This window comes from Actinomadura verrucosospora (assembly GCF_039540335.1).
Taxonomy (GTDB): Bacteria; Actinomycetota; Actinomycetes; order Streptosporangiales; family Streptosporangiaceae; genus Spirillospora; species Spirillospora verrucosospora.
Genome location: NZ_BAABEV010000037.1, coordinates 15,934 through 38,553, shown reverse-complemented (window position 1 = coordinate 38,553; position 22,620 = coordinate 15,934). Strand labels below are relative to the sequence as shown.

Sequence of the window (22,620 nt, the reverse complement as noted above, 5' to 3'; positions counted from 1 at the left end):
GCGAAAATCCCCAGAGTTTTCCACAAGTTGTGAGCAGCGCTGCCGATTCTCGGGGGACGCGTGCCTTTTGTCGTTTCTTTGCCCTGGGCAGGGTGTGGACGGCGCGGGAGGGGCTCGTCCACAGGCGTGACGCGGGTCTGTCCACAGTGTGTACGAACAGGGGGATCAGCGCTTGCGGGCCTGGTGCTTGATGCGCCCCGTCAGCTCCGTGACCTGGTTGTATATGGCGCGGCGCTCGGCCATCAGCGACCGGATCTTGCGTTCGGCGTGCATGACCGTGGTGTGGTCGCGCCCCCCGAACTGCTGACCGATCTTCGGAAGGGACAGCTCCGTCAGCTCCCGGCACAGGTACATCGCGATCTGCCGGGCGGTGACGAGCATCCGCGAGCGGGACGGGCCGCACAGGTCGTCGATCGTCGTCCCGAAGTACTCGACGGTCTGCGCCATGATCATCGCGGCGGTGATCTCGGGACCGGAGTCGTTGGGGATGAGGTCCTTCAGGACGATCTCGGCGAGCTTCATGTCGACCGACTGGCGGTTCAGGCTCGCGAACGCCGTGACCCGGATCAGCGCGCCCTCCAGCTCGCGGATGTTCGTCGCGATCTGCGAGGCGATGAACTCCAGCACGTCGGGCGGCGCCGCGAGGCCCTCCTGCCGGGCCTTCTTCTGCAGGATCGCGATCCGCGTCTCCAGCTCGGGCGGCTGGACGTCGGTCGTCAGGCCCCACTCGAACCGGTTGCGCAGCCGGTCTTCCAGCGTCACCAGCTCCTTGGGCGGACGGTCGCTGGAGATCACGATCTGCTTGCTGGCGTTGTGGAGCGTGTTGAACGTGTGGAAGAACTCCTCCTGCGTCTGCTCCTTGCCTTCAAGGAACTGGATGTCGTCGACGAGGAGGATGTCCACATCCCGGTAGCGGCGGCGGAACCCGTCCGCCTTACCGTCGCGGATCGAGTTGATGAAGTCGTTCGTGAACTCTTCGGAGCTCACGTAGCGGACGCGGGCCCCGTTGAAGAGGCTCTGGGCGTAGTGGCCGATCGCGTGGAGCAGGTGAGTTTTCCCCAGGCCCGAGTCGCCGTAGACGAACAACGGGTTGTACGCCTTGGCAGGCTGCTCGGCCACCGCGACGGCGGCGGCGTGCGCGAACCTGTTCGACGAGCCGATGACGAACGTCTCGAACGTGTACTTCGGGTTCAGCCGTGCATGCTCGGAAGCGCCGGCCTGCTGCGCCGGTGCCGGCGCGGGCGCACGGGGGTCGGACTTAGGAACCCTGGAATCGGAGCCCTCCTCGTCGCGGAAGACTCCTTCGCCCCTGTAGGACTGCTCACCGCTTGAATACGACTGTTCGGCCCCTGGGTAGGACTGCTCACTCTTCTGGAACTTGTCGTCCGAGTGCCCGAGAGGGCCTTCGTTCCCGGCGTGCTGCGGTTCCCTGCCTTGGGCCTCTGGACGGCCGCCAGGGCGCAACGGGCCGAGCGTGCGGTCATTGAGATGGGAGTGCGGCGGCCGTCCTTGGGATTCGCCGCCGTAGCCTTCCTGCCCGCCGTAGCTCGGGTAGCCGCGCCCTTCGTAGGGGGCGGGACCGCGCCCGCCGGGGCCCGCACCGTACGCCGGTGGACGGGGAGCAGGCGGGTACGATCCACGGTCGTCGTCCTGAGCCTGTGGATAACCTCCGGGCGAACCGGGGTTGTGGGTAACTCCCGACTGCGGCCGGTATCCCTGGTCTGTGTACGGCTGCTCCGGATAGGGGCGCTCAGGACGTTCCGCGTAGGACGACTGGTCTCCGTACGACTCTCCGTACGACTGCTCCCCGTAGGGCTGCTCCGTATAGGAACGGTCTCGGTCCCGGTCGCGCTCGTCGTGCGTCCGCTCGCCGTAGGACTCCCCATAAGAAGGGGCGGGCTCGTGCATGCCGAGCCCTACGCCCGGACCCGGAATCGGCGCGGACAAGGGCTCGCCCCCGCCCTGCCGAGCACCGCCTGGGGGCTCCGGCTGGACGGTCACCGCGACCCGGATCTCCCTGCCGAGTTCACGGGAAAGTGCCTGCGTGATGAGGTTGCGCAGGCGCGTCTCCAGCGCGTCCTTGGCGAACTCGTTGGGGGCGGCGAGAAGCGCCGTCCCCTCGACGAGTGCCAGCGGGCGGACCATGGGCAGCCATGCGCGGTAGCTCGGCGACAGATCGCTCTCGGCCAGTGCGGTGAGGGTGCGGGCCCAGACCGATCCGAGATCCTGACCGTCCATGCGCAAGGTCCCCTCCCCACAACTCCGCCGAACGGAGCACCTGACTGCCCGGCTTTCCCGCGGGATGTCACACGCCTCGCAGGACACAGCCGCGACGCGGAAGACTTACTCTCTCACGAGTTGTCCACAGAGTTGTCCACATGCTGTGCATAGGCATGGGGACCCTGTGTAAAACCCACGAGGCGGGTTCAGGGATATGCGGTCGACAAGGGGCCGGCCTTCATGAGGGCCGGTAAGCGATGGTTCTCGAACGGGGGCTCAGGGGCTGAACGCCGACATCGGATTCGTCGAAGGAAGTGTCGGCTCGCCTCGTCGACCTTAACCCCTGCCGGGCACAGCCGCAACACGGTCACCATCGATCCCGCGCGTCCATCGAAGGCCCGGGGCGGGGCCGTGCGGCGGCCGCCTCCGTTTGACCGGCCCCCCGGATACCCCGTAACGTTCTGAGGTCGAGTCGCATCGACGGAGATGCCGCGTGCCCGCCGGCAGCCCCTCAGGCAAAGCTCGGGTGGGCCCCCGCTGCGGGGGACCGTACGCGGCCCTCGGTGCGAGCCTTCGAGCGTCAAGTCGTCAGACGAACCGACCGCAGCACTGGAGCCTCAAAGTGAGCAAGCGTACCTTCCAGCCGAACAACCGTCGTCGCCACAAGAAGCACGGCTTCCGGCTGCGCATGCGCACGCGCGCGGGCCGCGCGATCCTGTCGAGCCGGCGCAGCAAGGGCCGCGCCCGCGTCGCGGTCTGACCCACCCCTTCATAGTGCTGCCGTCCGGGAACCGGATGCGGCGGCGGGACGACTTCTCGTTGGCCGTCCGGCGCGGTCGTCGCGCCGGACGGCCAACTGTCGTCGTTCACCTGCTGGGCCCGGAAGAGGTCCGACCGGCGGCGGCGCGGCCGCTGGTCGGGTTCATCGTGGCGCGCACCGTCGGCAACGCCGTGGTGCGCAACACGACCCGGCGCCGGCTCCGCCACCTGATGCGCCCGCACCTCGACCGCCTCCCAGCGGGTAGCCTGCTCGTAGTGCGCGCCAACCCCCGTGCGGGAGCGGCGCGACCAGACGAACTGGCCGCGGATCTGGAGTCGGCGCTCGACCGGCTGCTGCGGCCCGCGTCCAAGGGGCGAAGATGAGGAGTCCGCAGGGGACCGAGTTCCCCGCGCAGCACAGGACGGGCCGCCCGGGTCCCGTCGCGGCCGTGCTGATCCTTCTCGTCCGCGCCTACCGCCGCTTCTTGAGTCCCCTGCTCGGGCAGCAGTGCCGCTTCCATCCCAGCTGCAGCGCGTACGGCCTGGAGGCACTCCAGGTGCACGGGGCGCCGCGCGGCACGTGGCTGATCGTCCGCCGGATCGCCCGGTGCCAGCCTTTCCACCCCGGCGGTTACGACCCGGTACCGCCGAAGAAGACGCCGGAACAGCGCGCGGCGGCTTCCTCGAACTCCGGCCGCGAGGAGAGCGGCCCCGCCCTAGCAGAGCCCAAGGAGCTGCCCGGTGCTTGACTGGTTGTACGAGATCGTTTCTCAGCTCATCGTGTGGATCCACACGGGGCTCAGTACGGTCGTCCCCAAGGACAGCGGATGGGCGTGGGGCGGTTCGATCATCCTCCTCACCGTCCTCCTGCGGCTGCTCCTCGTCCCCCTCTTCGTGAAGCAGATCCACGCGTCGCGCAAGATGCAGGAGCTGAACCCGAAGGTCCAGGCGCTTCGCAAGAAGTACAAGAACGACAAGCAGCGCCTCAACCAGGAGGTCATGAAGCTCTACCAGGAGAACGGCGCCAACCCGCTGTCGGGCTGCCTTCCGCTCCTGGTGCAGATGCCCATCTTCATCGGGCTGTTCCAGACGCTGAAGCGGATCTCGGACGCCAAGCCGGGGCAGAGCGTCTTCGCCGTCTCGTCCGACCTGGTGTCGAGCGCCCAGAACGCGAACATCTTCGGCGCCCACATCCCGGACACGTTCCTGAACGCCTGGGGCACCGACCCCAAGAGCTGGACGGCGATCATCATCACCGGCATCGCCGTGGTGATCAGCTCCGTCACGACCTTCTTCACCGTCCGGGCCAGCATGAAGCGCCAGCCCGTCGCGGACGACGCCAACCCGATGATGCAGGCGCAGAAGATGATGGTCTTCCTGGCGCCGCTGTTCGGCCTCTTCGGCCTCGGCTTCCCGCTGGGCGTCCTCATGTACTGGGTGACGTCCAACAGCTGGACCCTGGCTCAGCAGCACTACATCTACAAGCGGTACCCACCGCCCGGCACGGAGGGCGAGGCCGCGGCCGCCGCGGCCAAGACGGGGACGAAGGCGGGCCCGAAGACCTCCGGGTCGAAGCCCGCCGGCTCCAAGACGGGCGCCTCCAAGAACGGCCAGGCGGCGTCGTCCGGCATCAAGGCGAAGCTGAAGAAGGAGCCGGAACCGGCCCCCGAGCCCGAGGACAAGCCGAAGGTCGCGCGCAACCAGCCGACCCGCAAGTCGCGCAGCAAGCGCAGCGGTACCCAGAAGCGCTAGTTTGGACCCCCAGCATGTGCCGGAGAAGGAGACCCCGTTGAGCCAGACCGACACCACCGAGGTCGACGTCCAGGCGCTCGAACAGGAAGGCGAGATCGCCGCCGACTACATCGAGGGCCTGCTGGACATCGGTGACTACGACGGCGACATCGACATGGACGTCGAGGGCGAGCGCGCCATCGTCGCCGTCGTCGGAGGTTCCCTGGACGAGCTGGTCGGCAAGCGCGGTGAGGTGCTGGAGGCCCTCCAGGAGCTCACGCGGCTCGCCGTCCACCGCCAGACCGGCAACCGCACCCGCCTCATGCTGGACATCGGCGGCTACCGCGAGCGGCGCCGCGCCGAGCTGACCAAGCTCGGGACGGACGTCGCGAACGAGGTCAAGCAGTCCGGCGAGCCGAAGCCCCTCGCCCCGATGACCCCGTTCGAGCGCAAGATCGTCCACGACGCCGTCGCCGCCGCGGGCCTCAGCAGCGAGTCCGAGGGCGAGGAGCCCGACCGCTACGTGGTCGTCTCCCCCGCCTGACCCCATGGCCTCACACGGCCCCGACCGGTCCTCCGGTCGGGGCCGTCGCCTTTTCCGGACGGAAGCGGCTTCCCGGGCATGAGAGGGCCCCGCGCCCTGGCCGGCGCGGGGCCCTCTCGGGAGCTCGGTGTGCACCGCCGCCCTGGCACACCGAGCAGGTTCTCGGTGCTACCGCCGGGCGGTCCGGCGCCAGCGGCGGCGCTGGACGTCACCGCCGCCCAGCGAAGTCGTGTTCTGCACCGCGGGGTCCTGCGCGTTCGCGGGATCCTGCGCGTAGGCCGGGTCCTGAGGATGGCCGTGCGTCACTCCCGTGTCCGCCGGGTGCTCGACCACGCGCTCGACCCGTTCGGCGGGACGGCCACCGGGCGGCGGCGGGTCCTCGATGATGTGCTCCTCGCGGACCACCGTTCCCGGCTCGTCGCCGTAGGCGGGGTCGGCGCCGACCACACGTCCGGCGGCGCGGCGCGGCCGCGTGTACTTGAGCGTGAACCCCAGGCTGATCAGACCGACCAGGATGAGGATCCATCCGACCATGTGGATGTCGAGGCCGCTCAGGTCAACGCGGATGGCGAAAGCCAGGATCGCCCCGAGGGCGATGAATGCGAGACTGACTCCGATTCCCATGTGTCGGAGCTCCTTCCGGAGGGACGGACGGGCGTCACGGCAGCCTGTACCCGACCCTCGGCGAATATGCGGAGGGGTCATGTGGTTATCGCCATAACGCAAGGGTCGTCCCACCCCGGCGTCCTGTTGTTCACAGGAACGTTTCGCGTGCACGGCCCCACCGGGTTTTGTGGAACGATTCGTCTGGTGGGGACTGCACGGGAGGTTTTCGGTGACGCACTGCCGATCGCGGAGCGCTACGCGGCGTTTCTCGCCGAGGCCGGGGTCGAACGCGGGCTCATCGGGCCGCGCGAGGCCGACCGGCTTTGGGAACGCCATCTGATCAACTGCGCGGTGGTCTCGTCGGCCATACCGCGCGACGCCCGGGTCGTCGACATCGGCTCGGGCGCGGGGCTCCCCGGCATCGTGCTGGCCATCGTCCGGCCCGACCTGCGGATCACCCTGCTGGAGCCGCTGCTGCGGCGCACGACGTTCCTGAACGAGTGCGTCGAGCTGCTCGACCTGCGGAACGTCGAGGTCCGGCGGGCCCGCGCCGAGGACGTGACCGAGGAGTTCGCGGTGGACGTCGCCACGGCACGCGCCGTCGCGCCCCTCGAACGCCTGGCCCGGTGGGCGCTGCCGCTGCTGCGCCCGGGCGGCGAGCTCCTCGCGCTCAAGGGCGAGCGGGCCGCGGGCGAGCTGGAGGAGGCGGAGCCGGTCCTGAAGCGCTTCGGGGTGCGCTCGACGGAGCTGCTGCAAGTCGGGCGCGGTATGGTCGATCCGCCGACAACACTCGTCCGTGTGGTCGCCGGCCGAGAAGAGGTTGTCGGGCGACGGCAGCGCGCCCCCCGGCGCGCCAAAGGGTCGAGGAAGAGGTCTTCATGAGCACGGGACCAGGACTGGGCAGGCCTGACCGCGCCGACGAATCCCCCGACGAACTGCCGTCCGGCCCGGGCGGGCCCGGCGCGGACGAGGGCGCCCCGGCGCCCGCCTCCGGGGGGACGCGGCCGGACCCGGGATCATCGCCGGGCACCGCTCCCTCCGGGCACGCGATGTGGGGTAACACGACGTCCGGTACCGCGGAGAACGTCGGCTACGTGCCGACCAACGCCGGCGCGCAGCCGCCGGTGTCGCGGAACGGACCAAACCAGGGGGAGTCGGAACTCGTGCGAGAGGCGCTGCGGGACGCCAAGGTTTCACATGAAACAGCCGTCACCGCGCTCAAGGCGATGTCGGGCCGCAGGGAGCGGGAATGGCCGCGGCCCGACCGATGCCGGGTCATCACCATCGCCAACCAGAAGGGGGGCGTCGGCAAGACCACGAGCTCGGTGAACATCGCCGCCTCCCTCGCCATGCACGGCGCGCAGGTGCTGGTGGTGGACCTCGACCCGCAGGGCAACGCGTCCACCGCCCTCGGCATCGACCACCACGCCGAGGTGCCGTCGATCTACGACGTGCTGATCGAGGACATGGCGCTGTCCGACATCATCGTCCCGGCGCCGGAGATCCCCAACCTCTTCTGCGCGCCGGCCACCCTCAACCTCGCCGGCGCGGAGATCGAACTCGTCTCCAAGGTGGCCCGCGAGTCGCGCCTCCGGCGGGCCCTGGACGCCTACGACATCGAGAAGTTCGACTACGTGCTGATCGACTGCCCGCCGTCGCTCGGTCTGCTCACCGTGAACGCCCTCGTCGGGGGCGACGAGCTGCTCATCCCGATCCAGTGCGAGTACTACGCCCTCGAGGGCCTGGGCCAGCTCATCCGCACCGTCGACCTCGTGAAAGCCCACCTCAACCCGAAGCTCAGGGTGTCGACCATCCTGCTGACGATGTACGACGCCCGGACCCGCCTCGCCGCGCAGGTCGCCGACGACGTCCGGAGCCACTTCGGCGACGTCGTCCTCAACACGGTGATCCCTCGCAGCGTCCGGGTGTCCGAAGCGCCCAGCTACGGGCAGTCCGTCATGACCTACGACCCCGGTTCGAGCGGCGCCCTCGCCTACAGCGAGGCCGCCTCGGAGATGGCCCACGGAGGAGCTGTCCAGTGAGCCAGCAACGACGCGGACTGGGCAGGGGCCTCGGCGCCCTCATTCCCACCGCCCCGCCCATGCCGACGTCCGCCGAGCCGAACGGCGCGGGAGAGCCGGGCTACCCCGGCGGCCCCGTCCCGGGCGGCGCGGCCGCTCCCGCACCGTCGCTCGAACCGGTCGCCGGAGCCCATTTCGCGGAACTGCCCGTCCGCTCGATCACGGTCAACCCGCGCCAGCCCCGCGAGCATTTCGACGACCAGGCTCTGGAGGAGCTCGCCGAGTCGATCGGCATCGTCGGACTGCTGCAGCCGATCGTCGTCCGCAAATCCTCCTCGGAGGAGCACGACTACGAGCTCATCATGGGCGAGCGCCGCTGGCGCGCGTCGAAGATGGCCGGACTGGACGTCATCCCGGCGATCGTCCGCGACACCGGCGACAACGACCTGCTCCGTGACGCGCTCATGGAGAACCTCCACCGGCAGCAGCTCAACCCGCTGGAGGAGGCGGCCGCGTACCAGCAGCTGCTGCAGGACTTCGGCGCCACCCACGAGCAGCTCGCCACCCGGATCGGCCGGTCGCGTCCGCACATCACCAACACGCTCCGCCTGCTGAACCTGCCGCCCGCCGTCCAGCGCCGGGTGGCGGCGGGCGTGCTGTCCGCCGGTCACGCCCGCGCGCTGCTCTCCCTCGAAAGCGTCGAGGCCCAGGAGCACCTGGCGCAGCGGATCGTCCAGGAGGGCCTCTCCGTCCGCGCGCTCGAAGAGATGATCGCGCTCCGCGAGGTGGAGGACGAGCCGAAGACGCCGCGCCAGGGCCGCCGCCAGAAGCCGGTGGCCCCCGGCCTCAAGGAACTGGCCGACCGCCTCTCCGACCGCTACGAGACGAGGGTCCGCGTCGACATGGGCCGCAACAAGGGCAAGATCGTCGTAGAGTTCGCCACCCTGGAGGACTTGGACCGCATCATCAAGTCCATGGCCCCCGACCCCGAGGCGGACGACTCCTAGCCCGAGCACCCCAGCGCCCCGGACCCCCAAGGCTCCGGGGCGCTTCTCATTCCCGCCCAACGTTTCCCGTGAAACATCCCCCGAGAACCACGCGCCCGAAGAAGCGAGAGCCGTCGCACGTAGTCGCGGCTCCCCCCCCACGCCGCCGCATCCCGCCACACGCCCTAGCCCGCAGCGCATCCTGCCCACCGCGGCCCCCGTCGACAGTCCCCCGGACCGCCGATGCGAACGCGGTCCGCGGCACCAAGAGAGGCACGATGATCGCCGCAAAGGGATCTGGCCACCCCAGCGAGCGTCGGCGTACCGGCTCACCCGCTGAGCGCAGGGCCGCCACCCACCGCAGGCGTCCCATACAAACCAACCACGCCCACAGCGATGCGCCTCTTCTCCCCGTCGCGCTCAGCTTTATGGAGCGCACAGTAGACCGCCTACAGCAGCGCCCCGGGTAAACCGGCCACGCCGACGATGCTCCGCCCGGCCGTCCTGCCGCGCCCCCGTGCTTCGCGGTCGATCACAACCAACCCCACAACGGACAAGCCGACCGCGTCGACGCTGACCCGCCTGCTGTTCCTGCCGCGTCCCCGCGATACTGCACGGCCAGCCGCAGACAACGGCGTCCTGGACGAGCCGTCGCACCGACGGCGATCCGGAAGGTGGCCCCGTCGCGCCCTCGATGCTGCGCGCTCGGCCGCATACACCGGCGTACCGGCCAGGCAAATGCGGCAAGGGTGACTCAAATAGTCCCCCCCGTCGCCTCCACCCCTCTAAGGCGCTAGTTGGCCCCAGAGCGGCGCCTCCTGGCAGCCCCGCCAAGTCGACGGTGACCCGCATGGTGACCTGTTGCGCCCTCCTGCTTCGCGGTTGCCCACAATCCACGGCGTACCGGACAGACATGCCACGCCGTTGATGATGCGCCCCGCGACTCGTCTCGCCCAGCATTGTGCCCTGCGGTCATGCGCCACCAACGGCACCCCGGGCAGGCCGGCCACGCCGACGGTGATCCGACTGGTGACTCGTCTCGCCCAGCACTGTGCGCCGCGGTAGGGCGCCTACAGCGGTGTCCCGGGCAGGCCGGCCACACCGACGGGGACCCGCCTCGTGTGCCTGTCGTCCCCCCCGCGGTGAGCGGGCGGTCCTAGCCGTGGTGCGTAAGTGTGGGTCTCCAACGGGCGACTCCCTGCCTCCCCCGAGTCTTCCCCTGGGCGCCGTGGACCGTTGTCGACAGGCCAGCCGGGCCGACGATGCGGGTGCTTGATCCGGCCGCGCCTTGAGCAGCGCGGTGAATGCCTCCAAAATGACTTGGCCATCCCGGTTGGCGTCGGCGTTCGTGCCCGCCCCCAGACAGCGGGTCGCCACACACATCACACCCGGCCGTAGACAACGGCGTCCCGGACAAACCGACCACGCCGTCGCTTGATCCGCCTGTTGTTCTCGTCGCACACAGCCCTCTGCCATGCGGTCGGGGCGCGCCGCGCATGCGGGCCGCGTCTACGGTGAGCGCAGGTGTTCCTGTGGCGTCCAGCTCCATGTGACGAAGCAGTCCGCCACCAACGGCGTCTCGGGCAGGGGCCGGCTGCGTCGACGGCGACCCGCCTGGTGACCCAGTTGCGCCGTCCTCGCGCTTCGCGGTCGGTCGCGATCGCCGGTGTACCGGATACACCGGCCGCATCGACGAGTGATCCGCCTGATGGTTCTGGCGCTCCCGCTGCGGTCGTAGACAAACGGCGTCCTGGACGGGGCGGCCGCGCTGACGATGATCGCCCGTGGTGATCCCTTCGCGCACGTGAGCCTATGAGCGGTCGCAGACAACGGCCGGGCGGGTCAACCGCGCCGACGGTGATGCCGGATTACGGGTTCTCGTGCCCTGCCCCCCGGGGGGGTGCAATGGTCGCCACAGCGGCGTCCGGGCATGGCGGTTGAACTTCCGGCCCACCTCGGCGCGGGTCGCGACGCCTGAGGGGACGGTTGGCGGTAGGTGGTCGGGTGAGCGCTGTTGTGGCACCTCGATCCCCGTGCCCGCCGGAGCAGGTTTCACGTGAAACTGTGCGCCTGTAACCCGTGGAATTCGGGAGTGGACGGGCGAATGAAGTCCTGAGTATCGGTGTAGGTGACCGTGGGAACGCCCGAGGGGCTGAGCATGAGGGACGACCTGCGGAGCGCGGGGGTTCGACCGAGGAGCGGACGACCGTGTGCCGCGTGCGCGAGCTCGTCGTGTGCGGTTGGGGTTCTCGGCTGCCTCACCGCTGTGGGTTGCCATGGGCCTGGGGAGGGCTCCATTGGGGCGTCCACCTACGTGAGCGCGGAGTTCGCTGTTTCACGTGAAACGAGGGTCAGGGTTCTCGGCGGGCAGGAGGCAGAGTGGGGACTGCGCCTTGTCGTGCAGTGCCATTTGGCGCCCTGGAGTGGGAGTTCTGGGGCCTTTGACCTTGGCCCTGCAGACACGCGGCCCCTGGGTGCCTGAGGCAGGCCTAGGGCGGTCCCGGGCTGGATCGCGGTGGGAGAGGTGGGAGAGGTGGGAGGGAAAGATCGTCTTGGGCCTTGATGCCCCCCTCGCCGCTTGTGCGGCCTTGCGTGGTCGGCCCGTACGAGAGCCTGATTGACGTTCTTCCCGGCGCGAACGAGGCTGAGGCGTGGCCCTGTGTGGGGGTGGTGGGGTCTGCGTGTCGTGGCCCTGGTGTCGAACGCCCTCGGCTGCGCCTCGTTTACTAGTGAGCCGTCGTGATCGCGGGCCGAGTGTTCCTTGGGCCCGTCCTCTGGTGATCTATTGGTCAGCCGATGCCCTTGTAGGTCGCTCTAGTGCCAGGAGGCGGGCGAGTGTGGGGCAGGTCGAGATCAAGTGCCGCTTCCGCCTGACGGGGGCCAGGGAGTAGATCTAGGCCCATCTGCGGGCTTTGGTGATGGCCGGAGCGGTCGGTGAGCCTCGCTCGGACGAGTTCAGCCCGCAGTCTTCATGGCGGGCGATTAGCGGCGGCTGCCGTCCGCGGCGGCACCTGAACGGGGTGGTGTAGGCGGTTCAGGGTGACTTGCTAGTGGGAACTTCGGCGAGCACTTGGAAGGGCGCGCGGTCGATCGCCTTGCCGTCGTGCGCGGGGCCGTTGCGTTGTGCACAAGGGGGTCACTGTGGCGAGGCAGCGGGTTCGGCCGTGGGCCCCTGCGGCGTTCGGGTGGGACGGGGGATGGCAGTGGCGAGGCCTGGGCGGTCAGCTGTGGGGTCAGCGGAGGTGGGAGCGGAGGAGGGATTCGCACACTTCGCCCAAGTCCAGGTCGGCGACGCTGACGGCTCGGGGGAGGAGGCTGGTCTCCGTCATGCCGGGGGCGACGTTGACCTCCAGGAAGTGCACCTCGCCGTCGGGGGAGACGATGAGGTCGGTGCGGGAGAGGTCGCGGAGGCCCAGGGCGCGGTGGGCGGTGATCGCGGCCTCGGCGGCGCGGGCGGTCGCTTCGGGGGTGAGGCGGGCCGGGGTGACGAACTCGGTGTCGCCGGCGTCGTAGCGGGCCGTGTAGTCGTAGCGTCCGCCGGGGGCGACGATCTCCACGGCGGGGAGGGCGGTCGGGGCGCCGTCGCGCTCGATGACGCTGACCGCGACCTCGGTGCCCTCGATGTAGCGCTCGACGAGGGCGGCGTCGCCGTAGGCGAAGCAGCCGACCATGGCGGCCGACAGCTCGGACGCCTCGTGGACGACGGAGGTGCCGAGGGCCGAGCCGCCGCGGGTCGGCTTCACGAACAGGGGCAGGCCGAGGCCGCGGACGATCTGGTCCAGGACGGACGCCGCGCCGAGGTCGTGGAAGACCTCCTTGGGCAGGGCGACGGACTCGGGCGTCCGCAGACCCGCGCGCCGCACCACCGACTTGGCGGTCGGCTTGTCCCAGACGACGCGGCACGCGTCCGGGCGGGCGCCGACATAGGGGACGTCCAGGAGTCCGAGGACGTCGCGGATCGAGCCGTCCTCCCCCGCCGCGCCGTGCAGGACGGGGAAGACGACGTCCGGCGGGTCGTCGGTCAGGGAGTCCAGGAGGGTCGCGTCGGCGTCGCGGAGCTCGACCGGGATGTCGCGGGCGCGCAGCGCGTCGGCGACCCGCCTGCCGGAACGGAGCGAGACCTCCCGCTCGTAGGAGAGCCCTCCGGCGAGAACGACGACATGCCCCAGTTCCAAGATGCTCCTCGTTTCACGTGAAACAGTCAGACGATGCCCGGGCCCGGCGTCTGGACGCCGGTGGACGTGCCGCCGCGGGGGCTCCCGAAAGTGTCCCGGAGACGGATCTCCTGTTCCACCACGCCCGCCAGCCGGCGGACGCCCTCGCGGATCCGGTGCGGCTCGGGGAAGCAGTAGGACAGGCGCATGTGCCGGTGGCCGGTGCCGTCCGCGTAGAAGCCGGTGCCGGGGACGTAGGCGACGCGCTCGGCGATCGCGCGGGGGGCCATCGCCTTGGCGTCGAGTCCCTCGGGAAGGGTGAGCCAGACGAAGAAGCCGCCGGCGGGGCGCGTCCAGGTGCACCCGTCGGGCATGAGCTGGTCAAGGGACTCCAGCATCGCGTCACGGCGCGCCCGGTACAGCTCCCGGAAGTCCTTGATCTGCTCCCGCCACGGCTGCGTCGCGAGGTACTCGCGGACGGCGAGCTGCGAGAAGTTCGACGGGCAGAGGATCGCGGACTCGGCGGCCAGCACGAGTTTCGCCCGCACCGCGTGCGGCGCCAGCACCCAGCCGACGCGGAGCCCGGAGGCGATCGTCTTGGAGAACGAGCCGAGGTAGATGACGCGTTCGGCGTCGTCCGCGCGGAGGGCCCGCATGGGCTCGCCGTCGAAGCCGAGGAGCCCGTACGGGTTGTCCTCGATGACCAGCACGTCGTACTCGGCGCAGATCTCCAGGATCTGGGCGCGGCGGGCCGTGGTGAGGGTGACGCCCGCGGGGTTCTGGAAGGTCGGGACGGTGTAGAGGAACTTGACCCGGCGTCCCTGGGCGCGGAGGCGGGCGAGGGTCTCGCGCAGCGCGGACGGGACGAGGCCGCCCTCGTCCAGGGGCACGTGCACCACGTCGGCCTGGTAGGAGGCAAACGTGCCTAGCGCGCCCACGTAGGACGGGGCCTCCGCCAGGACGACGTCGCCGGGGTCGACGAATATCTTGGTGATGAGGTCGAGCGCCTGCTGCGCGCCGACGGTGACGACCACGTCGTCCGCGGACGCGTGGACGCCCTCCAGGGACATGACCTCGCAGATGTGCTCGCGGAGCCGCTCGTCGCCCTGGGCGGAGCCGTACTGGAGGACCTCGGCGCCCTTGCCGGCGACGAGTTCGCCGATCATCCGGCCGACGGCGTCGAGGGGGAGCGCTGAGACGTAGGGCGCGCCTCCCGCGAGCGAGACCACCTCGGGCCGGGAGACCATCGCGAACAGGGCCCGGATCTCCGACGGCACCATGCCGGCGGCACGGGCGGCGTAGCGATCCGCATAGGCATCCGTACGCGAGTGCTGTTCCACGAGGCACCTCCGGGGCGATTCGGCTTCCCTGCAAACTACGTCATGACCGCCGCGGCGGGGCGCTCGGGTGTGGCGCGCCGCGGCATTGGGGAAACTCCTGTCCGATACGATGCCCGCGGGTCCCGGATGGTTTGCCGGGAGCTTCCGCCGTCACGGGTCCCAGGCCGGCGGGCGAGGATCGCAACAGGGGGTGCCGACCCGGTGTCGCGTCGTCTCGTCAACATCACGCTGGACAATCTCGATGATCTGCCGCACCGCTGCCGCGGGTGCGTGTTCTGGGAGCTGGATCCGGTGAGCCGGGACCGGGCCCGGGAGAGCGGCGACGCGGGCCTGGAGAAGGAGGCGTGGATCTCCTCGACCCTCCTGGAGTGGGGCAGCTGCGGCAAGATCGTTTACGTGGACGACGTTCCGGCGGGGTTCGTCATGTACGCGCCGCCGCTGTACGTGCCGCGGTCGGTGGCGTTCCCGACGAGCCCGGTGAGCGCGGACGCGGTGCTGCTGATGACGGCGCACGTCCTGCCGGAGTTCGCGGGCGGCGGCATCGGCCGGATGCTCGTCCAGGGGGTCGCGAAGGACCTGACGCGCCGCGCCGTGAAGGCGATCGAGGCGTTCGGCGACCTGAAGGGCGAGGAGGGCGGGTGCATGGTGCCCGCCGACTACCTGCTGTCGGTCGGCTTCAAGACCGTCCGGCCGCACCACCGGTACCCGCGGCTGCGGCTGGAGCTGAAGTCGGCGCTGTCATGGCGTGAGGACGTCGAGGTGGCGCTGGAGCGGCTGCTGGGATCCATGACCCCCGAAGGGGCCCTGCGGCCCGTCTGAGGCGCTCTGAACGGCGCGTGGCCCGCACTCCGGGTGGAGTGCGGGCCACGCGTTCGCGCTCGCCGCGGGAGGCGGTGCGGGTTCAGATGAACTCGGCGAGATCCCTCAGCAGGGCGGCCTTCGGCTTGGCGCCCATGATCTGCTTGACGACCTCGCCGCCCTTGTAGACGTTCATCGTCGGGATCTGCATGACGCCGTACCGCTGCGGAACCTGCGGGTTCTCGTCGATGTTCAGCTTGACGATGTCGAGCTTGTCGCCGTGCTCCTTGGAGATCTCCTCCAGGATCGGCGCCACCATCCGGCAGGGGCCGCACCATTCCGCCCAGAAGTCGACGAGAACGGGCTTGTCGTTCTCCAGGACCTCGGACGCGAAGTCGGCGTCGGTCACGGCTTTCATCGGTCTCCTTCGGTTCTCGCGTGGGGCGGGGCGCTCCCCCGCCCGATGCAGCCCACCGCCGCGGCGCCGGCCCGGCGCGTGAGCCGGGCGGCGCCGCATGGCCGGTGGGGCGGTCAGGCCTGCGGGACGGTCTCGGCGGCGTCCCGGTCCTGCAGCCAGCGCTCGGCGTCGATGGCGGCCGAGCAGCCGCTGCCCGCGGCGGTGATGGCCTGCCGGTAGATGTGGTCGACCACGTCGCCGCAGGCGAACACGCCGGGGATCTTCGTCTTCGTCGTGGGGGCGTCGACCAGCAGGTAGCCGTCGGTGTCGGTCTCCAGCTGCCCTTCGAACAGCTCGCTGCGCGGGTCGTGGCCGATCGCGATGAACAGACCGGTGATCTCCAGGGCGGACTCCTCGCCGGTCCTGGTGTTGCGGATCGTCACGCCGGTCACCCGGTCGTCGCCCTGGATCGCGGCGACCTCGCTGTCCCAGAGGAACTTGATCTTCTCGTTGGCGAACGCCCGGTCCTGCATGATCTTGGACGCGCGCAGCTCGTCGCGCCGGTGGACCACGGTCACCGAGCGGGCGAACTTGGTCAGGAAGATCGCTTCCTCCATCGCGGTGTCGCCGCCGCCGACGACGGCGATGTCCTGCTCGCGGAAGAAGAACCCGTCACAGGTGGCGCACCAGGAGACGCCCCGGCCGGACAGCCGCTTCTCGTCCGGCAGGCCCAGCTCGCGGTACCCGGAGCCGGTCGCGACGATCACGGTCTTGGCGAGGTAGGTCTCGTCGCCGACCTTCACGACCTTCGGGTCGGCGGTCAGGTCGACCTCGGTGACGTCGTCGGTGATGAGCTCGGCGCCGAAGCGCTCGGCCTGCTTGCGCAGGTTGTCCATCAGGTCGGGGCCCATGATCCCGTCGGGGAAGCCGGGGAAGTTCTCCACGTCGGTGGTGTTCATCAGCGCACCGCCGGCCGTCACCGAACCCTCGAACACCAGCGGCTTGAGGTCGCCGCGGGCCGCGTAGACGGCGGCCGTGTAGCCCGCGGGACCGGAGCCGATGATGATGACGTTACGGACGTCGCTCACAGTTCTTGCCTCTCCTCGTTGGCCGCCGGTGCCGCTCGACCGGGCCTCACAGTCGCGTCAACCGATCCTAGGGCCCGCAGATTCCCCGGTACGCGGCGCCGGGCCGCGCACCGCCGCCGAGGGGCCCGGAGGCGCTCTAGGCTGGGCCCCATGGCACGCATTCTCCTCCTCCACTCGATGTACGGGCTGCGGCCCGCGGTGCTCCAGGCGGCCGACCGGCTCCGTGCCGCCGGGCACGAGGTGCACGCCCCCGACCTCTACGACGGGCGCGTCGTCGACGACGCCGAGGCCGGGATCGAGATCAAGGAAGAGATCGGGCGGGACGAGCTGCTGCGCCGCGCCGTCGTGGCCGCCGCGCCGCTGACCGGGGAGGGCGGGCTCGTCTACGCGGGGTTCTCGCTCGGCGGCTCCATCGCCCAGAACCTCGCGTTCGCCGACGAGAAGGCGGGCGGGCTGCTGCTGATGCACGGCACGTCCGACATCGCGGAGGACGCGGCCACCGACATCCCGGTTCAGCTGCACGTCGCCGACCCCGACACCTGGGAGCCCGTCGACTGGCTCAACGCGTGGTACCTGCAGATGCGCAAGGCGGGCGCGGACGTGGAGGTGTTCCGCTACCGCGGCGCGGGTCACCTGTTCACCGACCCCGACCTGCCCGACTACGACGCCGAGGCGGCCGAGCGCGCCTGGGCGATCGCCCTGGACTTCCTCGCCTCGCTCTGAGCACGCCCCGGCGGACGCGACGCGACGGCATGGAAGATCGCCGTCACCGCTGCCGACGCTCCACGAACTTCGCCGGAAAAATGGGCGTCATAGAGAGAACAGGACGTCTTGGGCAGGCCATGGCCTCACGTGAGCGGCCATGGACGGGATCGGCCGTCCATGGCCCTCAGGTGTGCGCGGGTGCCCCGATCAGGGCGTGGCGGGATCAGACGTTCTTCAGCTGCTTCAGCAGGTGATGGGCCTGCGGGGAGCAGTCCGGTTCGACGACCCAGATGTTCCGCCTGCCGGGGCGGTCGCCGTTCACGGCGATGATGATCGCGGGTCGTCCTTCGTATCTCGCCTGGTCGACGAGGAGGAGCTTCTGCTCGCCGGCGACGCCGGCGACGCAGCCGCGGAGCCGGGCGTCCGGCGCGGCGGCCTCGGCGCGCATCTGCTGCTCGCCCGCCACGACACCGCCGACCTGCTCGCCCAGCGTGCCCGACCGGTAGTCGGTGCCGCTCTGGGCGACCTTGAACGTGGGGTCGGAATCTCCGGGGGCCGCCTTCGGCACCCCCGAGCCCGAGCCCGGGTCGGTCAGGGAGCGGTGCGGCGCCGGATGCCGCGCCGCGCTGTCACTGCTGCTCGCGCCGTCCAGCGCGATCTTGCCGACCGTCGCTCCGCCGCCGAGCACGACCACCGTCGCCGCGGCCGCCGACAGTATCCGCCAATGCCGCCTTCCGCGCCGTTGCTCCAGGCTCGCCACGGTGGCGGTGTGCATCGATTCCGCCGCGATGGCGGTGTCGATGCGCTCGGCCAGTTCGGCGGGCATGGACGGCACCGGGGCCTCCGCCAGGATCCGGGAGACGTCCGCAAGGTCGGCGGACAGCTCACGACAGTCGGCGCAGGTGTCTAGGTGTGCGTTGACGGAGGCGGCTTCGTCGTCTTCGAGAAGTCCCTCGGCCAGGTCGGCCAAGACGTCGTAGTCAAGGTGCGCGGGGTTCACTTGGGCATGCCACCTCCTTCCACACCTCCGACGTTCCTGGGCTCGCGTCGGTTCCGGTGGTGGACGAGAAGGGGCGCGAGCCGGGCGCGGCCCCGCGCGCACCGGCTCTTGATCGTTCCGGGCGGGACCTCCATGACCTGTGCGGCGTCGTCGACGGAGTAGCCCATCATGTCGACGAGGACCAGGGCGGCCCGCTGCTCGTACGGCAGCTGCTCCAGCGCGGTGCGGACGTCGAGGGAGACGCCGTGCGCGTCGGTGGGGTCGGGCATCTTGGGCGCGACGGCGTCGAACGTCGCGTCGTCGCCCATCGGCGTCGCCGGGCGGACGGACTTGCGCCGGACGCGGTCGAGGCACGCGTTCACCACGATGCGGTGCAGCCAGGTCGTGACGGCGGCGTCTCCGCGGAAGCGCCCGGCGGCGCGGAACGCCGAGAGGCACGCGTCCTGCAGCGCGTCCGCCGCCTCCTCCGGGTCGCCGAGCGTGCGGAGCGCGACCGCCCACATGCGGTCGCGGTGGCGGTGCACGAGTTCGGCGAAGGCGTGCGGGTCCCCCTGGGCGTGCCGGGCGAGGAGCTCTTTGTCGGGCACTTCGCCTACGCGACGCATGCTCACCGACGTCATGAGCGACCGCCTTCTCTTTCGGGACGCCCGGTTGGCGCCGGGCATCCGCGGCCGGCTGCTGAGGAAGGCACCACGTGATCCTGGGGGCGAGGGGACAAACTGCTCACAGGCACGATACAGACATGCGCCGCTCCACGTCACAGCCCATATCTGCCCGCTGCCGGAACGTGATCAGCCGGTCGCGCCGTAGACGGCGATCTCGCCGAGCCGCCCCTTGAACGGCCCGCCGGGCAGCTGGGTGAACCAGACGAGCACGAACCGGCCCGTGGCCTGCGGGTTCACGGCGAAGGCGACCTCGCCGCCGTTGGGAGTCTGCTCGCCGACGCGCTTCAGGTCGGTCGGGGACTGCGAGTCGCCGACGCGGAGCTGCAGCACCCCGCCGCTCACCGGGGAGTAGACCTTCACGTTGGCGACCTTGACGGGCTTGCCCATGTCGAGCAGGACGCCGAGGCCCTTGGAGTACCGGCCGAAGTCGGCGTCGGCGTAGCTCTGGGTCTCCCAGTCGCCGCTGGGCTTGCCGTCGACGACGGACGCGAGGTTCTTGCTGATCGCGCCGTCGGTGTGACCGCCCATGGGGAGTTCGGCGGGCAGGGGACGCTGCGGGGTGAGCTTCACGACCGTCGGCTTGGGCGGCGCGCTCGTCTGGGCGTTGTCGGTGGGGCCGCCGCCCTTGGGCTTGTCGTCGCCGACGAGGCCGGTCAGCGCCCAGGCCCCGAGCCCGACGATGACGGTCAGCGCGGCCGCGGCGACGCCCATCAGGGCGCGGTTGGCCGGACGTTTCGGGCCGCCGTGGGTGTGCGCGGGCGTCGTCCGGGTGGCGGAAACCGGCGGCGGGGGCGGCGGTGAGGCGTGCCGCTGGGCGCGCGCACGCGGCGGTGGGACGTGCGAGGCCGCGGGCGGTTCGGGGGCGGGCTGCCGGTGCGGCTGCTGCGGCGGAGCCGACTGCGCCGCGGGGCGCCTCGGCGGCGTCTGCCGCGGGGCGGCCGGCGGGGCGTTGCCGAGCCCGGCGAACAGCGGCAGCGGGGTGCGCGGGACGCCGCGCAGCGCCTTGGCCAGGTCGGCGGGGGACGCGAGCGGTTCGCCCGTGCCGATGCCGAGGCAGCGGCAGACGATCGCGTCGATCGCGTGCGAGATGCCGGCCTGGACCTGGCGGGGCGCGTGCGGGAGGCCGTCGGACGCGGGCGCGGCCGGCAGGGCGGACCCGTCCTCGTCACCGGGCCAGTGGGCGGTGAGCGCCGCGTACAGCATCCGGCCGAGGCCGCGCACGTCCTCGGCGGCGGAGTCGTCGGACTCGCGGTCGCACAGGACGGCGTCGGTGGCGACACCGAGGATCTTGACGGTGCCGCCGGTCGTCCAGACCAGGTCGCGGGGGGTGAGGCAGAGGTGGGAGAGCCCGGCGGCGTGCGCGGCGGAGATCGCCTCGGACGCCTCGTAGAGCAGGGTCGCGGCGCGGCCCGGCTCCAGCGGGGCCTTGGCGAGCATGCCCTCCAGGGTCTCGCCGGCGACCCATTCGCTGACGATGTAGGCGCTCTCCCCCGAGTCGTCGGCGTCGAACACCTGGGTCAGGCGGGGGTCGGTCAGCCGGCTGGCCGACCGTGCCGACGTGACCGCCTCGGCGATCCGGGGGAACTCGGGGTCGAAGGTGCGGACGGCGACCGCCCGCGCGAGGATCTCGTCGATGGCCTTCCAGAGCGACGAGCCGCCCGAGTCGCTGATGCGCTCCTCGAGCCGGTAGCGGCCGGCGAGACGGGTGCCGGGCTCGATGACTGACGTGCTCACGGCAACGTCCTGCACAGGTGGTCAGATCCCATGTTCGTGGCGTGGCAGCTTACGCCTCCGACCCTCCTCTTTGCGTTCCCCAGGGTGTCGCCCCGCAAGCCGTAGTCCCCCACATGGTAGTGGTTACTCGCGCGAGTGGCCGCCTTATCGCCGCGCGTCCTTTTTTACTTTGCCCGCCCCGGCAGCCGGCGGGCGAACGTCGCGATGGTCGTCTGGATCTCCTCCACCCGCAGCAGCTTGGCGAACAGCACGTACAGCAGCCCGCCGCCGACGGATCCGGCGATCAGGGTGGCCAGCGCGGGCACCATCGTGTCGATGCCGCCCAGCGCGTCCGCGACCGTGTGCGCCGCGTAGGCGAAGCCGATCAGCGGCCAGATCGCGACGAGCAGCTTGAGGTGGCCGCCGACGACGCGGCGCCCGTCCATGCCGCCGAGCTTGCGGCGCAGCACCAGCCAGCAGGTGACCGTCCCGACCACGTTGCTGATCGCGAACCCGCCCGCGATGCCGACCACGATCCACTTGAGGTCGAGGACGTTGTAGGCGGTGAACGCCATCGCGATGTTCGTGGAGGTGACGACGAGGCCGATCAGCGCGGGCGTCCGGGTGTCGCCGTAGGAGTAGAAGACCCGCAGCATCAGCTGGTAGATCGAGAACGGGACGAGCGCGATCGCGAACATCTGCATGACCCGCGCGATCACCAGGGCGTCGTCGGCGTTGGTGTTGCCGTGCGCGAACAGCACGGTGGTGATCTCCGGTCCGAGCACCAGCATCAGCGCCGCCGCCGGCATGATGATCACCGAGGAGAGCCTCAGCCCGCTGGAGAAGGCGGCGCGCACGTCGGCGGTCTTGCCCTCGGCGGCGAACCGGCTCATCCGCGGCAGCAGCGCGGTGATCACCGAGACCCCCACGATCGCGTAGGGGAGCTGGAAGAGCTGGTAGGCGTTGAAGTACGGGGTGTACCCGTAGCCTTCGCCGAGCCCCTGGACGTACGCGTGCTTCCCGGCACTGTTCGTCAGCGCGGTGACGACGGCGAACGCGGCCTGGGCGGCGACGACGTACAGCAGCGTCCAGCCCGCCATCCGCCCGACCTCGCCGAGCTCGCCGCGGTGGAAGTCGAGCCGGGGCCGCCACCGGAACCCGACGCGGCGCAGCGACGGCCACAGGGCGACCGTCTGCAGGACGATGCCGCCGGTCGTGCCGATGGACAGCAGCATGAGCTGCTGGTCGGTGATGCTGGACGGGTCGACGCGGCCGGTGGTGATCGCGAGGAACGCGCCGCCGACCGCGATCACCACGATGTTGTTCAGGACGGGCGCCCACATCGGCGCGCCGAAGCTGCCGCGCGTGTTGAGGACGGCCCCGGCGAACGCCCCGACGCCGTAGAAGAACAGCTGGGGGAGGAAGAACCGGGCGAACAGGATGGCGACCTCGCGCTGGTCGCCGCTGTAGCTGCCCGCCAGGATGTCGATGAACAGCGGCGCGAGCAGCACGGACACGACGGTGAGGACGCCGAGCCCGATCACCGCGAGGGTAAACACGCGCTGCTCGTACTGCTCCCCGGCGACCCGGTCGCGCTGCTTGGCCCGCACCAGGAGCGGGACGATGACGCTGGTGAGGATGCCGCCCAGCAGCAGGTCGTAGATCTGGTTGGGGATGGTGTTGGCGGTGTTGTAGGAGTTGGCGAGCAGCCCGGTGCCGAGCGCAGCGACGATCACGGCCGTGCGCAGGAAGCCGGTGACGCGGGACGCGAGGGTGCCCACCGCCATGATCGCGCCGGACTTCAGGATGCCGGACGAGCCCTTGCCCTCCTGCGCCGGAGGCGTGTCCACGACCGTGGTGTCGGAGTCCGGCGGGCTTCCGCCTGGAAGGGGG

General features: G+C 70.6%; 20 protein-coding genes. 10 read left to right on the top strand and 10 right to left on the bottom strand.

Going from position 1 to position 22,620, the window contains the following annotated elements:
* Positions 1-165: 165 nt before the first annotated feature.
* Positions 166-2,238, bottom strand: coding sequence for a chromosomal replication initiator protein DnaA (dnaA, locus tag ABD944_RS31070; RefSeq protein WP_345182814.1), 2,073 nt, complete (start codon positions 2,236-2,238; stop codon positions 166-168).
* Positions 2,239-2,842: 604 nt separating this feature from the next.
* Here dnaA and rpmH point away from each other — a divergent pair.
* The 5 genes from rpmH to ABD944_RS31045 are packed head-to-tail and all read left to right on the top strand — an operon-like array spanning position 2,843 to position 5,254.
* On the top strand, positions 2,843-2,980 hold the full coding sequence (rpmH, locus tag ABD944_RS31065) for a 50S ribosomal protein L34 (RefSeq protein ID WP_179845229.1): 138 nt from the start codon (positions 2,843-2,845) through the stop codon (positions 2,978-2,980).
* Positions 2,981-2,994: 14 nt separating this feature from the next.
* Positions 2,995-3,363 (top strand): ribonuclease P protein component, encoded by a 369-nt coding sequence (gene rnpA / locus ABD944_RS31060; protein WP_345182813.1) that lies wholly within the window; start codon positions 2,995-2,997, stop codon positions 3,361-3,363.
* On the top strand, positions 3,360-3,728 hold the full coding sequence (gene yidD / locus ABD944_RS31055) for a membrane protein insertion efficiency factor YidD (RefSeq protein ID WP_345182812.1): 369 nt from the start codon (positions 3,360-3,362) through the stop codon (positions 3,726-3,728). The genes rnpA and yidD overlap by 4 nt, the downstream gene beginning before the upstream one ends.
* A complete protein-coding gene (gene yidC / locus ABD944_RS31050) occupies positions 3,721-4,731 on the top strand; it encodes a membrane protein insertase YidC (RefSeq protein ID WP_345182811.1) in 1,011 nt (336 codons plus the stop codon). The genes yidD and yidC overlap by 8 nt, the downstream gene beginning before the upstream one ends.
* 37 nt (positions 4,732-4,768) lie before the next feature.
* Positions 4,769-5,254, top strand: a complete 486-nt coding sequence (locus ABD944_RS31045; protein ID WP_345182810.1) for a Jag family protein — start codon at positions 4,769-4,771, stop codon at positions 5,252-5,254.
* Positions 5,255-5,422: 168 nt separating this feature from the next.
* On the opposite strand, the gene ABD944_RS31040 is transcribed toward ABD944_RS31045, so the two are convergent.
* Entirely contained in the window at positions 5,423-5,878 is a 456-nt protein-coding gene (locus ABD944_RS31040; protein ID WP_345182809.1) for a DUF6458 family protein, read from the bottom strand.
* 186 nt (positions 5,879-6,064) lie between these two features.
* Here ABD944_RS31040 and rsmG point away from each other — a divergent pair, with 186 nt between their 5' ends.
* From rsmG to ABD944_RS31025, 3 genes are all read left to right on the top strand, one after another.
* Entirely contained in the window at positions 6,065-6,742 is a 678-nt protein-coding gene (rsmG, locus tag ABD944_RS31035) for a 16S rRNA (guanine(527)-N(7))-methyltransferase RsmG (protein ID WP_345182807.1), read from the top strand.
* 344 nt (positions 6,743-7,086) lie between these two features.
* Complete coding sequence (locus ABD944_RS31030) at positions 7,087-7,902, top strand: ParA family protein (protein WP_345182877.1); 816 nt, start codon at positions 7,087-7,089, stop codon at positions 7,900-7,902.
* Positions 7,899-8,888 carry a ParB/RepB/Spo0J family partition protein gene (locus ABD944_RS31025; protein ID WP_345182806.1) on the top strand — a complete coding sequence of 330 codons (990 nt, stop codon included), beginning with the start codon at positions 7,899-7,901 and terminating at the stop codon, positions 8,886-8,888. Before ABD944_RS31030 ends, ABD944_RS31025 begins: the two co-directional genes overlap by 4 nt.
* 3,212 nt (positions 8,889-12,100) lie before the next feature.
* Here the strand turns inward: ABD944_RS31025 and ABD944_RS31020 are convergent.
* Entirely contained in the window at positions 12,101-13,045 is a 945-nt protein-coding gene (locus tag ABD944_RS31020; protein WP_345182876.1) for a D-alanine--D-alanine ligase family protein, read from the bottom strand.
* 23 nt (positions 13,046-13,068) lie between these two features.
* A complete protein-coding gene (locus ABD944_RS31015) occupies positions 13,069-14,301 on the bottom strand; it encodes an aminotransferase-like domain-containing protein (RefSeq protein WP_378188177.1) in 1,233 nt (410 codons plus the stop codon).
* A gap of 261 nt (positions 14,302-14,562) precedes the next feature.
* On the opposite strand from ABD944_RS31015, the gene ABD944_RS31010 reads away from it, so the two are divergent.
* Positions 14,563-15,180 carry a GNAT family N-acetyltransferase gene (locus ABD944_RS31010; RefSeq protein ID WP_345182804.1) on the top strand — a complete coding sequence of 206 codons (618 nt, stop codon included), beginning with the start codon at positions 14,563-14,565 and terminating at the stop codon, positions 15,178-15,180.
* An 82-nt stretch (positions 15,181-15,262) separates the two neighbouring features.
* Here the strand turns inward: ABD944_RS31010 and trxA are convergent, their stop codons facing one another.
* Together trxA and trxB are read right to left on the bottom strand one after the other, a co-directional pair.
* A complete protein-coding gene (trxA, locus tag ABD944_RS31005; protein WP_345182803.1) occupies positions 15,263-15,577 on the bottom strand; it encodes a thioredoxin in 315 nt (104 codons plus the stop codon).
* Between the two features lie 113 nt (positions 15,578-15,690).
* Positions 15,691-16,644 carry a thioredoxin-disulfide reductase gene (trxB, locus tag ABD944_RS31000; RefSeq protein WP_345182802.1) on the bottom strand — a complete coding sequence of 318 codons (954 nt, stop codon included), beginning with the start codon at positions 16,642-16,644 and terminating at the stop codon, positions 15,691-15,693.
* A gap of 150 nt (positions 16,645-16,794) precedes the next feature.
* Here trxB and ABD944_RS30995 point away from each other — a divergent pair, with 150 nt between their 5' ends.
* The gene (locus tag ABD944_RS30995; protein ID WP_345182801.1) at positions 16,795-17,367 is read left to right on the top strand and encodes a dienelactone hydrolase family protein; all 573 of its coding nucleotides are present in this window, start codon (positions 16,795-16,797) and stop codon (positions 17,365-17,367) included.
* Between the two features lie 205 nt (positions 17,368-17,572).
* Here ABD944_RS30995 and ABD944_RS30990 read toward each other — a convergent pair whose 3' ends face one another.
* The 4 genes from ABD944_RS30990 to murJ form a co-directional block, all read right to left on the bottom strand.
* Positions 17,573-18,349 carry an anti-sigma factor family protein gene (locus ABD944_RS30990; RefSeq protein WP_345182799.1) on the bottom strand — a complete coding sequence of 259 codons (777 nt, stop codon included), beginning with the start codon at positions 18,347-18,349 and terminating at the stop codon, positions 17,573-17,575.
* On the bottom strand, positions 18,346-18,954 hold the full coding sequence (gene sigM, locus ABD944_RS30985; RefSeq protein ID WP_149262788.1) for an RNA polymerase sigma factor SigM: 609 nt from the start codon (positions 18,952-18,954) through the stop codon (positions 18,346-18,348). Before sigM ends, ABD944_RS30990 begins: the two co-directional genes overlap by 4 nt.
* Before the next feature lie 186 nt (positions 18,955-19,140).
* Complete coding sequence (locus ABD944_RS30980) at positions 19,141-20,748, bottom strand: protein kinase family protein (RefSeq protein WP_345182798.1); 1,608 nt, start codon at positions 20,746-20,748, stop codon at positions 19,141-19,143.
* A gap of 164 nt (positions 20,749-20,912) precedes the next feature.
* On the bottom strand, positions 20,913-22,577 hold the full coding sequence (gene murJ / locus ABD944_RS30975; protein WP_345182797.1) for a murein biosynthesis integral membrane protein MurJ: 1,665 nt from the start codon (positions 22,575-22,577) through the stop codon (positions 20,913-20,915).
* Positions 22,578-22,620: the final 43 nt, after the last annotated feature.